General features: G+C 59.5%; 14 protein-coding genes. 13 read left to right on the top strand and 1 reads right to left on the bottom strand.

Annotated elements, in window-relative coordinates; genetic code table 11:
* The 3 genes from secD to HX807_RS26565 all read left to right on the top strand — a co-directional run bounded on the left by secD (position 1) and on the right by HX807_RS26565 (position 3,465).
* Complete coding sequence (secD, locus tag HX807_RS26575; RefSeq protein ID WP_003210312.1) at positions 1-1,869, top strand: protein translocase subunit SecD; 1,869 nt, start codon at positions 1-3, stop codon at positions 1,867-1,869.
* A 9-nt stretch (positions 1,870-1,878) separates the two neighbouring features.
* Positions 1,879-2,793 carry a protein translocase subunit SecF gene (secF, locus tag HX807_RS26570; protein ID WP_003210311.1) on the top strand — a complete coding sequence of 305 codons (915 nt, stop codon included), beginning with the start codon at positions 1,879-1,881 and terminating at the stop codon, positions 2,791-2,793.
* Positions 2,794-2,916: 123 nt separating this feature from the next.
* Entirely contained in the window at positions 2,917-3,465 is a 549-nt protein-coding gene (locus HX807_RS26565; protein WP_003210309.1) for a glycine zipper 2TM domain-containing protein, read from the top strand.
* Positions 3,466-3,515: 50 nt separating this feature from the next.
* Here HX807_RS26565 and suhB read toward each other — a convergent pair whose 3' ends face one another.
* Positions 3,516-4,331 (bottom strand): inositol-phosphate phosphatase, encoded by an 816-nt coding sequence (gene suhB, locus HX807_RS26560; protein ID WP_003175971.1) that lies wholly within the window; start codon positions 4,329-4,331, stop codon positions 3,516-3,518.
* Positions 4,332-4,476: 145 nt separating this feature from the next.
* On the opposite strand from suhB, the gene trmJ reads away from it, so the two are divergent.
* The 10 genes from trmJ (at position 4,477) to iscX (ending at position 11,933) form a co-directional block, all read left to right on the top strand.
* Positions 4,477-5,247: a tRNA (cytosine(32)/uridine(32)-2'-O)-methyltransferase TrmJ gene (gene trmJ / locus HX807_RS26555; RefSeq protein WP_003210307.1), complete on the top strand. Its 771-nt coding sequence runs from the start codon at positions 4,477-4,479 to the stop codon at positions 5,245-5,247.
* 2 nt (positions 5,248-5,249) lie between these two features.
* On the top strand, positions 5,250-6,032 hold the full coding sequence (gene cysE, locus HX807_RS26550) for a serine O-acetyltransferase (RefSeq protein WP_003210306.1): 783 nt from the start codon (positions 5,250-5,252) through the stop codon (positions 6,030-6,032).
* 299 nt (positions 6,033-6,331) lie between these two features.
* Entirely contained in the window at positions 6,332-6,823 is a 492-nt protein-coding gene (gene iscR, locus HX807_RS26545) for a Fe-S cluster assembly transcriptional regulator IscR (RefSeq protein ID WP_003210305.1), read from the top strand.
* A gap of 50 nt (positions 6,824-6,873) precedes the next feature.
* The gene (locus tag HX807_RS26540) at positions 6,874-8,088 is read left to right on the top strand and encodes an IscS subfamily cysteine desulfurase (protein ID WP_008438290.1); all 1,215 of its coding nucleotides are present in this window, start codon (positions 6,874-6,876) and stop codon (positions 8,086-8,088) included.
* A 102-nt stretch (positions 8,089-8,190) separates the two neighbouring features.
* The gene (gene iscU, locus HX807_RS26535; protein ID WP_003209682.1) at positions 8,191-8,577 is read left to right on the top strand and encodes a Fe-S cluster assembly scaffold IscU; all 387 of its coding nucleotides are present in this window, start codon (positions 8,191-8,193) and stop codon (positions 8,575-8,577) included.
* Between the two features lie 28 nt (positions 8,578-8,605).
* On the top strand, positions 8,606-8,929 hold the full coding sequence (gene iscA, locus HX807_RS26530; RefSeq protein ID WP_003209680.1) for an iron-sulfur cluster assembly protein IscA: 324 nt from the start codon (positions 8,606-8,608) through the stop codon (positions 8,927-8,929).
* 8 nt (positions 8,930-8,937) lie between these two features.
* Entirely contained in the window at positions 8,938-9,459 is a 522-nt protein-coding gene (gene hscB / locus HX807_RS26525) for a co-chaperone HscB (protein ID WP_008438289.1), read from the top strand.
* Positions 9,460-9,510: 51 nt separating this feature from the next.
* Complete coding sequence (gene hscA / locus HX807_RS26520) at positions 9,511-11,373, top strand: Fe-S protein assembly chaperone HscA (RefSeq protein ID WP_087695132.1); 1,863 nt, start codon at positions 9,511-9,513, stop codon at positions 11,371-11,373.
* Positions 11,374-11,376: 3 nt separating this feature from the next.
* Positions 11,377-11,718 (top strand): ISC system 2Fe-2S type ferredoxin, encoded by a 342-nt coding sequence (gene fdx, locus HX807_RS26515; RefSeq protein ID WP_003209674.1) that lies wholly within the window; start codon positions 11,377-11,379, stop codon positions 11,716-11,718.
* A gap of 14 nt (positions 11,719-11,732) precedes the next feature.
* Complete coding sequence (iscX, locus tag HX807_RS26510; RefSeq protein ID WP_003209673.1) at positions 11,733-11,933, top strand: Fe-S cluster assembly protein IscX; 201 nt, start codon at positions 11,733-11,735, stop codon at positions 11,931-11,933.
* The last annotated feature ends 69 nt before the right edge of the window (positions 11,934-12,002 follow it).

Raw genomic sequence — 12,002 nt, 5'->3', positions numbered from 1 at the left:
ATGCTGAACAAATACCCTCTGTGGAAATACGTACTGATCCTGGCGGTGCTGGCGATCGGTTTTATTTATTCCGCTCCCAATCTCTATCCTGATGACCCGGCTATCCAGATCACTGGCGCCAGCACTGCGCTGCAGGTCAATCAGGCTGATCTGGACCGTGCGAGCAAAGCGCTCACCGACGCGGGTATCCAGGTTAAAGCGGCAAGTTTGGCTGCTGATGCGAAGGGCGGCTTGTTGCGCCTGACCAAGCAAGAAGACCAATTGCCGGCAAAAGACGTTGTGCGCAAGGTCATGGGTGATGACTACGTCGTCGCACTGAACCTGGCACAGACCACGCCAAAATGGCTGCGCGCGATCGGCGCACACCCGATGAAGCTGGGTCTGGACTTGTCCGGTGGTGTGCACTTCCTGCTGGAAGTGGACATGGATAAGGCCCTCGACGCTCGCCTGAAAGTCTACGAAGGCGATGTGAAGAGCCTGCTGCGTAAAGAGCGCCTGCGTTATCGCAGCCTGCCGCAGCTCAACGGTGCCATCCAGCTGGGCTTTGCTGACGAAGCAACCCGCGAACAGGCCCGTGCGCTGATCCGCAAGAACTTCAACGATTTCGACATTGTTCCGGCCGACCTCAATGGTCAGGCGGTACTGCGTCTGGCGATGACCCCGGCCAAGCTGGCGGAAATCCGTGAATACTCGATCAAGCAGAACTTGACCACGGTACGTAACCGCGTCAACGAGCTGGGTGTGGCCGAGCCGATCGTTCAGCGCCAGGGTGCCAACCGCATCGTGGTTGAACTGCCGGGCGTGCAGGACACCGCTGAAGCCAAGCGTATCCTGGGTAAAACAGCCAACCTGGAATTCCGCCTGGCGGCTGAGCCGGGTGCTACCCGTGCTACTGCAGAAGAGTTCGAGTTCCGTGAAGGCAATCGTCCACCTGCACTGATCGAGCGTGGCTTGATCATTACGGGTGACCAGGTGACCGACGCCAAGGCTGGTTTCGGCGAGCACGGTACGCCTGAAGTGAACATCCGCCTGGATGGCCACGGCGGCGAACTGATGAGCCGCGCAACCCGCAGCAACGTCGGTCGCAGCATGGCGGTGATCTTCATCGAGCAACGTCCTGTCACCACCTACACCAAGCAAGTGGTCGACGGCGTCGAGAAAGACGTACCTGTACAGACCTTTAAAGAAGAGAAGAAGATCATCAGCCTGGCGACCATTCAGTCGCCGCTGGGTGCTCAATTCCGCATCACCGGCCTGAACGGCCAGGGTGAGTCGTCCGAACTGGCGCTGCTGCTGCGTGCCGGTGGTCTGGCCGCCCCGATGTACTTCGCTGAAGAACGTACCATCGGCCCGAGCCTGGGTGCTGACAACATCACCAAGGGTATCGACGCTGCACTGTGGGGCATGCTGTTCGTCTCCCTGTTCATCATCGCCATCTATCGCTTCTTCGGCGTCATCGCCACCGTCGCGCTGGCGGGCAACATGGTGATGCTGCTGGCCCTGATGTCGCTGCTGGGTGCAACGCTGACCCTGCCAGGTATCGCCGGTATCGTACTCACCATGGGTATGGCGGTTGACGCCAACGTACTGATCTTCTCGCGGATTCGTGAAGAGATTGCTGCGGGCATGACCGTGCAACGGGCAATCAACGAAGGCTTCGGCCGGGCATTTACTGCAATTCTCGACTCCAACCTGACCACCCTGTTGGTCGGCGGGATTCTCTTTGCCATGGGCACCGGCCCGGTCAAAGGTTTTGCGGTGACCATGTCCCTCGGTATCTTTACCTCGATGTTCACGGCCATCATGGTGACCCGCGCAATGGTCAACCTGATCTTTGGCGGACGTGACTTCAAGAAGTTGTGGATTTAAGGGGCTGCCATGTTACGTACAATCAACTTCATGGGCGTTCGCAACGTTGCGTTCGGCTTCACCATGCTCCTTACCGTTCTGGCGTTGTTCAGCTGGTTCCATAAGGGCCTGAACTACGGTCTGGACTTCACCGGTGGTACGCTCATCGAGCTGACCTACGAGAAGCCGGCCGACGTTAGCCTGGTGCGCAACGAGCTGGTCAAGGCCGGCTATCACGAAGCCATCGTCCAGAGCTTTGGTGCAACCACTGACCTGCTGGTGCGTATGCCGGGCGAAGACCCGCAACTGGGTCACCAGGTAGCCGAGGCCTTGCAGAAGGTCGGCGGCGACAACCCGGCGTCGGTCAAGCGCGTCGAGTTCGTGGGCCCGCAGGTAGGTGAAGAGCTGCGCGACCAGGGCGGCCTCGGCATGCTGATGGCGCTGGTCGGCATCATGATCTACCTGGCTTTCCGCTTTCAGTGGAAGTTCGGTGTCGGCGCCATTGTGTCGCTGATCCACGACGTGATCGTGACCGTGGGTATCCTGGCCTACTTCCAGATCACCTTCGACCTGACGGTATTGGCGGCGGTGCTGGCAATCATTGGCTACTCCCTCAACGACACCATCGTGGTATTCGACCGGGTGCGTGAGAACTTCCGGGTGCTGCGCAAGGCGACGTTGATCGAGAACATCAATATCTCCACCACCCAGACCCTGCTGCGCACCATGGCGACGTCGATCTCCACCTTGCTGGCGATTGCCGCGCTGATGGTGTTCGGTGGCGACAACCTGTGGGGCTTCTCGCTGTCGCTGTTCATTGGCGTGCTGGCGGGTACCTACTCGTCGATCTACATCGCCAACGTGGTACTGATCTGGCTGAACCTCAACAGCGAAGACCTGATCCCTCCTGCCAGCACCGGCAAGGAGGTCGACGACCGCCCTTGATGGGTGATTGTTGATCTGCTGTTACAAATAAGGCGCGAGTATTGAACTCGCGCCTTTTTTTTTGCTCCAAGGCTGGGTATAGCGCGGATCGTTCGGTCCGTTTGTGATGGTCAGGAGGTTCACGTGAACAAGTCGTTACTGGTTGGTGCGGTATTGGGTGCTGTCGGTGTGACTGCCGGGGGTGCTGTTGCCACCTACAGCCTGGTAAAAAGCGGCCCTGAGTATGCGCAAGTGCTGGCGGTGCAGCCGGTGAAAACCCAGATTAAAACCCCGCGTGAAGTCTGCAAGGATGTTGCCGTAACCCGGCAGAAACCTGTGCAGGATCAGCATCAGATCGTCGGTACGGTGGTCGGTGCGCTGGCGGGCGGCCTGTTGGGTAATCAGGTCGGCGGCGGTAATGGCAAGAAGCTGGCCACCGTGGCCGGTGCGGTCGGTGGTGGTTACGCTGGTAACAAGGTTCAGGAAGGCATGCAGAACCGCGATACCTACACCACCACGCAAACTCGTTGTAATACCGTTAATGACATCAGCGACAAGGTTGTCGGGTACGACGTACGTTACACCCTGGACGGCAAGGAAGGCTCCGTGCGCATGGATCGTGATCCAGGCAACCAGATCCCCGTCGACAAGGAAGGGCGCCTGGTTATCGGTCAGAACCAGCCGCAGCAGTAATCCCAGGTATAAAAAAGCACCCCGAGGGGTGCTTTTTTGTGCTCGCTCGCTTAGCGCTTCAGCGAAGCCGGCAGATGCGGCTGGATCGCCGTCAGGACTGCCTTGAAGCATTTGGTGTTGCCGGCAACCACGTGACCCTTCTCCAGGAAGTCGTGACCACCGGTGAAGTCGCTCACCAGGCCGCCCGCTTCTTGAATCAGCAGTGCGCCTGCAGCCATGTCCCACTCGGACAGGCCCGACTCCCAGAACGCATCAAAACGGCCGGCAGCGACATACGCCAGGTCCAGGCTGGCTGCGCCGGCGCGACGGATGCCGGCGGTCTGGCCAACCAGGGCGCGGAACATGCCCAGGTAGTTTTCCAGGTTGTCCATCTGGTCGTCACGGAACGGGAAGCCGGTACCCAGCAGGGCGCCGTCGAGGCTGGTGCGACCGCTGACGCGCAGGCGGCGACCGTTCAACTGGGCGCCACGGCCACGGCTGGCGGTGAATTCTTCCTGGCGAACCGGGTCCAGCACAACGGCGTGTTCCAGGCGGCCACGGTATTTGCAGGCAATGCTCACGGCAAAGTGCGGGATACCGCGCAGGAAGTTGGTGGTGCCATCCAGTGGGTCGATGATCCACAGGTAGTCTTCGCCTTCGCCGCTACCTTTGTGCAAACCGGTTTCTTCACCGAGGATGCCGTGGGTAGGGTAGGCCTTGCGCAGCGCGTCGATGATTTTCTGCTCGGCAGCGCGATCCACCTCGGATACGTAATCCTTGGCGTCTTTTTCGTCGACCTTGATGGTATCCAGGCGCTCGATGGAGCGGAAGATCAATTCACTGGCGCTGCGGGCGGCGCGCAGCGCGATATTCAGCATGGGCTGCATGGATGTGTCACCTAAGGTTGTTAAAGAAAGCCGAGCATTCTAGCAGAAACTTTCTTCAGGTGAAGGACGACGTTACCTTTCATGGCATAACCTTAGGCTGTTCTGTAAGATTTGCTCCCCTTTCCCGTGTCCGAGAGCGCCTCCCTTGCTGCAAAACATCCGTGTCGTCCTCGTCAATACCAGTCATCCCGGCAATATCGGCGGCGTGGCGCGAGCCATGAAGAACATGGGGCTGACGCGCCTGGTGCTGGTGGAGCCGCGGGTGTTCCCGCACCACGAGGCCGATGCGCGCGCGTCCGGCGCCAATGACATCCTCGAAAAAGCCCAGGTCGTTGCCACCCTGGAAGACGCCCTGGTCGGCTGCAACCTGGTGCTCGGCACCAGTGCTCGCGACCGTCGCATCCCCTGGCCGCTGCTGGATCCTCGCGAATGCGGGACCAAAGTCGTGGAAGAGGCCGCCGGCGGCGCTGAAATCGCCTTGGTATTCGGCCGTGAAGACTCCGGCCTGACCAATGAAGAGCTGCAGCGATGTCATTATCACGTGCACATCCCATCAGACCCCGAGTTCAGTTCGCTGAACCTCGGGGCAGCGGTGCAGGTGTTGAGCTATGAAGTGCGCATGGCCTGGCTGGCCGCTGAAGGCCAGCCAAGCAAGGTAGAGAAGGACGAGGTTGCATCGACCAAGAGTGGCGAACTGGCCACCATGGACGAGCTGGAGCGGTTCTATGAGCACCTGGAGCAAACCCTGGTGGCCATCGAATTCCTCGATCCGGAAAAACCGCGGCACTTGATGGCGCGCCTGCGTCGGTTGTACGGACGCAGCTCGGTCAGCCGGGCGGAAATGAATATATTGCGTGGCATCCTCACGGAAACCCAGAAAGCGGCCCGTGGCGAGCTTCTTAAGCGGAAGGATTAAAAATGTTCGAGCGTTTGCGAGAAGATATCCAGAGTGTTTTCCACCGTGACCCGGCGGCGCGCAATGCCTTTGAAGTGCTGACCTGCTACCCGGGCATGCACGCGATCTGGATCCATCGCCTGTCCGGCGCCTTGTGGGGCATGGGCTGGAAATGGCTGGCGCGGCTGGTGTCGAACTTCGGCCGTTGGTTGACCGGGATTGAGATTCATCCGGGCGCCAAGGTCGGCCGTCGTTTCTTTATCGACCACGGCATGGGCATCGTTATTGGCGAGACCGCCGAGATTGGTGATGACGTGACCCTGTACCAGGGCGTGACCCTGGGTGGCACAACCTGGAACAAAGGCAAGCGCCACCCTACGCTGGAAGATGGCGTTGTAGTAGGGGCGGGCGCGAAGGTGCTCGGTCCGTTTACCGTGGGTGCGGGCGCCAAGGTCGGCTCCAATGCTGTGGTGACCAAGGCTGTACCGCCTGGCGCAACGGTTGTCGGTATTCCGGGGCGGATCATCGTCAAGCCGGAAGTGGGTGATGAGCAGGAGGCCAAGCGCAAGGCCATGGCCGAGAAGATCGGCTTCGATGCCTATGGCGTCAGCGAAGACATGCCTGACCCGGTAGCGCGTGCCATCGGCCAGTTGCTGGATCACCTGCAGGCGGTAGACGGCAAGCTGGACGGTATGTGCGGTGCCCTGAAAGACCTGGGCAGCAGCTACTGCGCCAAGGATCTGCCTGAGCTGCGCAAGGAAGACTTCGCCGAGATCAAGGACGAAAGCGCTACCAAAGCTGGCTGACTCTTGAGCCGGTCGCGATCCCAGTGGGAGCTGGCTTGCCTGCGATGGCGGCGAGTCAGTGCCGGAAAGGCTGGCTGGCAAACCGCTATCGCAGGCAAGCCAGCTCCCACATTTGATCTCCATTGGTCTTGAGGTTGGGGGCTTGGCCCTGTTCCCGCTGGTCCATCCCGTCCCGCCCTGCTATGATTCGCGCGCCCTTTTTACGGGTATTCCTGACTAAAGTACTAGGTCTTATAGTTGACTTAAATACTCGGGAATCGCATACTTGCTCCCATTCTGAAACACCTTGGTACTTGTCCATGAGACTGACTACAAAAGGCCGATACGCGGTGACCGCCATGCTTGACCTGGCCTTGCACGCGCAAAATGGGCCGGTGTCCCTGGCCGATATCTCCGAGCGCCAAGGCATTTCCCTGTCCTACCTCGAGCAGTTGTTCGCCAAGTTGCGCCGCAGCAATCTGGTTTCCAGCGTTCGTGGTCCAGGCGGCGGCTATCAATTGTCCCGCGACATGCAGGGCATCCAGGTCGCCCAGGTGATCGACGCGGTGAACGAATCCGTCGATGCCACCAAATGCCAGGGCCTGGGTGATTGCCACGCAGGCGACACCTGCCTTACGCACCACTTGTGGTGTGACCTGAGCCTGCAGATCCATGAGTTTTTGAGTGGTATCAGCTTGGCTGATCTTGTGACTCGCCGTGAGGTGCAAGAAGTAGCCCAGCGTCAGGACCAGCGCCGTTGCAATACCAAGGCGCCGCGTCTGGACAAGATTGAAGCGTCCGCCGTCGAGTGACAGCCGAAGAGCTAACGGCACGCCAGCCAGCCTGATTTAGGAGAAAGTCCATGAAATTGCCGATTTACCTTGATTACTCAGCGACCACCCCGGTTGATCCGCGTGTCGCGCAAAAGATGAGCGAATGCCTGCTGGTTGACGGAAACTTCGGTAACCCGGCGTCCCGTTCCCACGTTTTCGGCTGGAAAGCTGAAGAGGCAGTGGAAAACGCTCGTCGCCAGGTCGCTGACCTGGTGAATGCCGACCCACGTGAAATCGTCTGGACCTCCGGTGCCACCGAGTCCGACAACCTGGCAATCAAGGGTGCGGCGCATTTCTACGCGACCAAAGGCAAACACCTGATCACCACCAAGATTGAGCACAAGGCTGTCCTCGACACCATGCGCCAACTGGAGCGTGAAGGTTTTGAGGTTACCTACCTCGAGCCAACCACCGACGGTATCGTGACCCCTGCGATGATCGAAGCCGCGATGCGTGAAGACACCATCCTGGTTTCCGTGATCCACGTGAACAACGAAATCGGCACCATCAACGACATCGCCGCCATCGGCGAGCTGACCCGCTCCAAGGGCGTGTTGCTGCACGTCGACGCTGCTCAGTCCACCGGCAAGGTCGATATCGACCTGTCGAAACTGAAAGTCGACCTGATGTCGTTCTCTGCCCACAAGACCTACGGCCCTAAAGGCATTGGCGCGCTCTACGTGAGCCGCAAGCCTCGCGTACGTATCGAAGCCACCATGCACGGCGGCGGTCACGAGCGCGGCATGCGTTCGGGCACCCTGGCGACCCACCAGATCGTCGGCATCGGCGAAGCGTTCCGTGTGGCCAAGGAAGACATGGCTGCCGAAAACGTGCGCATCAAGGCCCTGAGCGATCGCTTCTACAAGCAGGTCGAGCACCTTGAAGAGCTGTACATCAACGGCAGCATGACCGCCCGTGTACCGCACAACCTGAATTTGAGCTTCAACTACGTCGAAGGCGAGTCGCTGATCATGGCGCTCAAGGACCTGGCGGTTTCGTCCGGCTCGGCCTGCACCTCGGCTTCCCTTGAGCCGTCTTACGTCCTGCGCGCCCTGGGCCGCAACGACGAACTGGCTCACAGCTCGATCCGCTTTACATTCGGCCGTTTCACCACCGAAGAAGAAGTCGACTACGCCGCGCAGAAAGTCTGCGAGGCCGTCACCAAGCTGCGTACCTTGTCCCCGCTGTGGGACATGTACAAGGACGGTGTCGACATTTCCAAGATCGAGTGGGCGGCACACTAAATATAGAAGCCGCCACCCAAAAGGCTCTGTAAAGACGTGGCGGAAAACGCAGGCGTGTTTGCAGGGTTCCAGAGCGGCCCTGATGAGTGAGGATTCAGTACCATGGCTTACAGCGAAAAGGTCATCGACCACTACGAAAACCCGCGCAACGTCGGCAAGATGAACGCGGAAGACCCTGATGTCGGCACCGGCATGGTCGGCGCTCCGGCGTGCGGCGACGTTATGCGCCTGCAGATCAAAGTCAACGAAGCTGGCGTTATCGAAGACGCCAAGTTCAAGACCTACGGTTGCGGTTCGGCCATCGCCTCCAGCTCCCTGGCGACCGAATGGATGAAAGGCAAGACCCTGGATGAGGCTGTGACTATCAGCAACACCCAGCTGGCCGAAGAGCTGGCCTTGCCGCCAGTGAAAATCCACTGCTCGGTACTCGCAGAAGACGCCATCAAGGCGGCCGTTCGCGACTACAAGCAGAAGAAAGGCTTGATCTAAGCAATTTGGCGACGAGTAAGGAGTCACGATGGCTATCAGCATGACAGAAGCGGCTGCGCAGCACATTCGCCGCTCCCTGAATGGGCGCGGTAAAGGTGAGGGGATTCGTCTGGGTGTTCGCACCACGGGCTGTTCCGGCCTTGCCTACGTGCTGGAGTTTGTCGACGAGGTGGTCGAGGAAGATCAGGTGTTCGAGAGTCACGGCGAAAAAGTGATCATCGACCCGAAAAGCCTGACCTACCTGGACGGCACCGAACTCGATTTCGTCAAGGAAGGGTTGAACGAAGGCTTCAAGTTCAACAACCCCAACGTACGCGGTGAATGTGGCTGCGGCGAAAGCTTCAACATCTGAGGCTGATCGTGGGTACTCCTTGTCATTTCGCTTTGTTCGAGCTGCAGCCGAGTTTTCGACTGGACCTTGAACAGCTTGCCACGCGCTACCGTGAATTGGCGCGTGGGGTGCATCCGGACCGCTTCGCTGACGCTTCCGAGCGTGAGCAACGCCTGGCGCTGGAGCAATCAGCCAGCCTCAACGAAGCCTATCAGACGCTCAAGAACCCTCCCAAACGCGCGCGCTACCTGCTCGCGATGGGCGGTCGCGAGCTGCCGCTTGAAGTCACGGTCCAGGACCCTGATTTCCTGATGCAGCAGATGCAATGGCGCGAGGAGCTTGAAGAACTGCAGGACGAGGCTGATCTGGCCGGAGTCGCAGTGTTCAAGCGCCGTCTGAAAGTGGCCCAGGATGAACTCAACGAAAGCTTCGCAGCCTGTTGGGATGATGCAGCGCAACGTGAACAGGCCGAACGCCTGATGCGGCGCATGCAGTTCCTCGACAAGCTCACCTACGAAGTGCGCCAGTTAGAAGAGCGCCTCGACGATTAACCCAGTGCCGCCCAGGTTGCACGCCTGATATACAGATAAGTCCTGATTACCATGGCCCTACTGCAGATCGCCGAACCCGGTCAAAGTCCTCAACCGCACCAGCGTCGTCTGGCGGTCGGGATTGACTTGGGCACTACCAATTCGCTGGTCGCTGCATTGCGCAGCGGTCTTTCCGAGCCGCTGCCCGACGCGGATGGCCAGGTTATCCTGCCGTCTGCCGTGCGTTATCACGCTGACCGCACCGAAGTGGGCGAGTCGGCCAAGCTGGCGGCGTCTACCGATCCTTTGAATACCGTGCTGTCGGTCAAGCGCTTGATGGGTCGTGGTTTGTCCGACGTCAAGCAGCTGGGCGACCAGCTTCCCTACCGCTTTGTCGGCGGCGAATCACATATGCCGTTCATCGACACGATCCAGGGCCCGAAAAGCCCGGTGGAAGTGTCGGCCGATATCCTCAAGGTCTTGCGCCAGCGCGCCGAGACCACCTTGGGTGGCGAACTGGTAGGTGCGGTGATTACTGTTCCTGCATATTTCGATGACGCTCAGCGCCAGGCCACCAAGGATGCGGCGAAACTTGCCGGCCTGAACGTGCTGCGCCTGCTCAACGAGCCGACCGCAGCCGCTGTGGCTTACGGCCTGGATCAGCACGCCGAAGGCCTGGTGGCTATTTACGACCTGGGCGGCGGTACCTTTGATATTTCGATCCTGCGCCTGACCGGCGGTGTCTTCGAAGTGCTGGCTACCGGTGGCGATACCGCCCTGGGTGGCGATGACTTCGATCACGCCATTGCTGGCTGGATCATCACCAGCGCCGGCTTGTCTGCCGACCTGGACCCGGGTGCGCAACGTAATTTGCTGCAAACTGCCTGTGCCGCCAAAGAAGCGCTGACTGACGCTGCGTCGGTTGAAGTTTCCTACGGTAGCTGGTCGGCTCAACTGACCCGCGAAGCGTTCGATTCGTTGATCGAACCGATGGTCGCCCGCAGCCTGAAAGCCTGCCGCCGCGCCGTGCGTGATTCCGGTGTCGAGCTGGAAGACGTGGTCGCCGTGGTCATGGTGGGTGGTTCGACCCGCGTGCCGCGTGTTCGTGAGGCGGTCGCTGAAGCCTTCGGCCGTCAGCCGCTGACTGAAATCGACCCGGATCAAGTGGTGGCTATCGGTGCCGCGATCCAGGCCGATACCCTCGCCGGTAACAAGCGTGATGGTGGCGAACTGCTTCTGCTCGACGTGATCCCGTTGTCCCTGGGGCTGGAAACCATGGGCGGCCTGATGGAGAAGGTGATTCCACGCAACACCACCATCCCCGTTGCCCGCGCCCAGGACTTCACCACGTACAAAGATGGCCAGACGGCCATGATGATTCACGTGCTGCAAGGCGAGCGTGAGCTGATCAGCGACTGCCGTTCCCTGGCGCGCTTCGAATTGCGCGGCATTCCTGCGATGGTGGCTGGTGCGGCGAAGATTCGCGTGACCTTCCAGGTCGACGCCGACGGCTTGCTCAGCGTTGCCGCTCGCGAACTGGCCTCCGGCGTTGAAGCCAGCATCCAGGTCAAGCCGTCCTACGGCCTGACCGACGGTGAAATCGCCAAGATGCTCAAGGATTCGTTCCAGTACGCCGGTGACGACAAGGTCGCCCGCGTGCTGCGTGAGCAGCAAGTCGACGCCCAGCGCCTGCTCGAAGCGGTGCAGGGCGCCCTGGAAGCTGACGGCGAACGTCTGCTGGATGCCGAAGAGCGCATGGTCATCGACCTGCAAATGCAGGAACTGGCTGAATTGATGAAAGGCACCGATGGTTACGCCATCGAGCAACAGACCAAGCGCCTGTCGCAAGTGACCGATGCCTTTGCCGCCCGTCGTATGGACCAGACGGTAAAAGCCGCCCTGGCGGGCCGCAACTTGAATGAACTTGAGGATTAACTGATGCCGCAGATCATTTTTCTGCCACACGCCGAGCATTGCCCGGACGGTATGGTTGTGGAGGCTGAGACCGGCAAGTCCATTCTCGAAGTCGCTCACGATAACCACATCGAGATCGAAAGCGCCTGCGGCGGCGTTAACGCCTGTACCACGTGCCATTGCATCATCCGCGAAGGTTTCAATAGCCTGGAAGAGGCTGATGAGCTGGAAGAGGACTATCTTGATAGGGCGTGGGGCCTTGAGCCGACGTCGCGATTGAGCTGTCAGGCAAAAGTGGGAACAGAAGACCTCACCGTCGAGATTCCGAAGTATTCGCTCAACCATGCCGCCGAAGCGCCGCATTGATTCAAGGAAATGTCATGAGCCTGAAATGGGTTGATGTACAAGAAATCGCTATACAACTTGCTGAAGCTCACCCGGATGTCGATCCTCTGTCGGTGAACTTCGTCAAGTTGCGCAACCTGGTGATGCAGCTGCCGGAATTTGACGACATCCCGGATCGGGGTGGCGAAAAGGTTCTTGAGGCGATACAAGGCCTGTGGATCGAAGAAGCAGACTGAATCGCCTTTTTACGCAGTTAGGCAATACCCAAGAACCCGCGTATAATTCGCGGGTTTAATTTTTCGCAA

The sequence above is a fragment of the Pseudomonas sp. D8002 genome, assembly GCF_013385695.1.
Lineage (GTDB): Bacteria > Pseudomonadota > Gammaproteobacteria > Pseudomonadales > Pseudomonadaceae > Aquipseudomonas.
The sequence above is the reverse complement of the archived record's forward strand: the minus strand, read 5'-3'. Positions and strand labels throughout refer to the sequence as shown.

What these genes read in the sequence shown, in the direction of transcription:
- iscR (WP_003210305.1), top strand. Translation starts at nt 6,332, where the DNA reads ATGAGACTGACTACAAAAGGCCGATACGCGGTGACCGCCATGCTTGAC.
- iscU (WP_003209682.1), top strand. Translation starts at nt 8,191, where the DNA reads ATGGCTTACAGCGAAAAGGTCATCGACCACTACGAAAACCCGCGCAAC.
- cysE (WP_003210306.1), top strand. Translation starts at nt 5,250, where the DNA reads ATGTTCGAGCGTTTGCGAGAAGATATCCAGAGTGTTTTCCACCGTGAC.
- secF (WP_003210311.1), top strand. Translation starts at nt 1,879, where the DNA reads ATGTTACGTACAATCAACTTCATGGGCGTTCGCAACGTTGCGTTCGGC.
- HX807_RS26540 (WP_008438290.1), top strand. Translation starts at nt 6,874, where the DNA reads ATGAAATTGCCGATTTACCTTGATTACTCAGCGACCACCCCGGTTGAT.
- secD (WP_003210312.1), top strand. Translation starts at nt 1, where the DNA reads ATGCTGAACAAATACCCTCTGTGGAAATACGTACTGATCCTGGCGGTG.
- iscX (WP_003209673.1), top strand. Translation starts at nt 11,733, where the DNA reads ATGAGCCTGAAATGGGTTGATGTACAAGAAATCGCTATACAACTTGCT.
- iscA (WP_003209680.1), top strand. Translation starts at nt 8,606, where the DNA reads ATGGCTATCAGCATGACAGAAGCGGCTGCGCAGCACATTCGCCGCTCC.
- hscA (WP_087695132.1), top strand. Translation starts at nt 9,511, where the DNA reads ATGGCCCTACTGCAGATCGCCGAACCCGGTCAAAGTCCTCAACCGCAC.
- fdx (WP_003209674.1), top strand. Translation starts at nt 11,377, where the DNA reads ATGCCGCAGATCATTTTTCTGCCACACGCCGAGCATTGCCCGGACGGT.
- suhB (WP_003175971.1), bottom strand. Translation starts at nt 4,331, where the DNA reads ATGCAGCCCATGCTGAATATCGCGCTGCGCGCCGCCCGCAGCGCCAGT.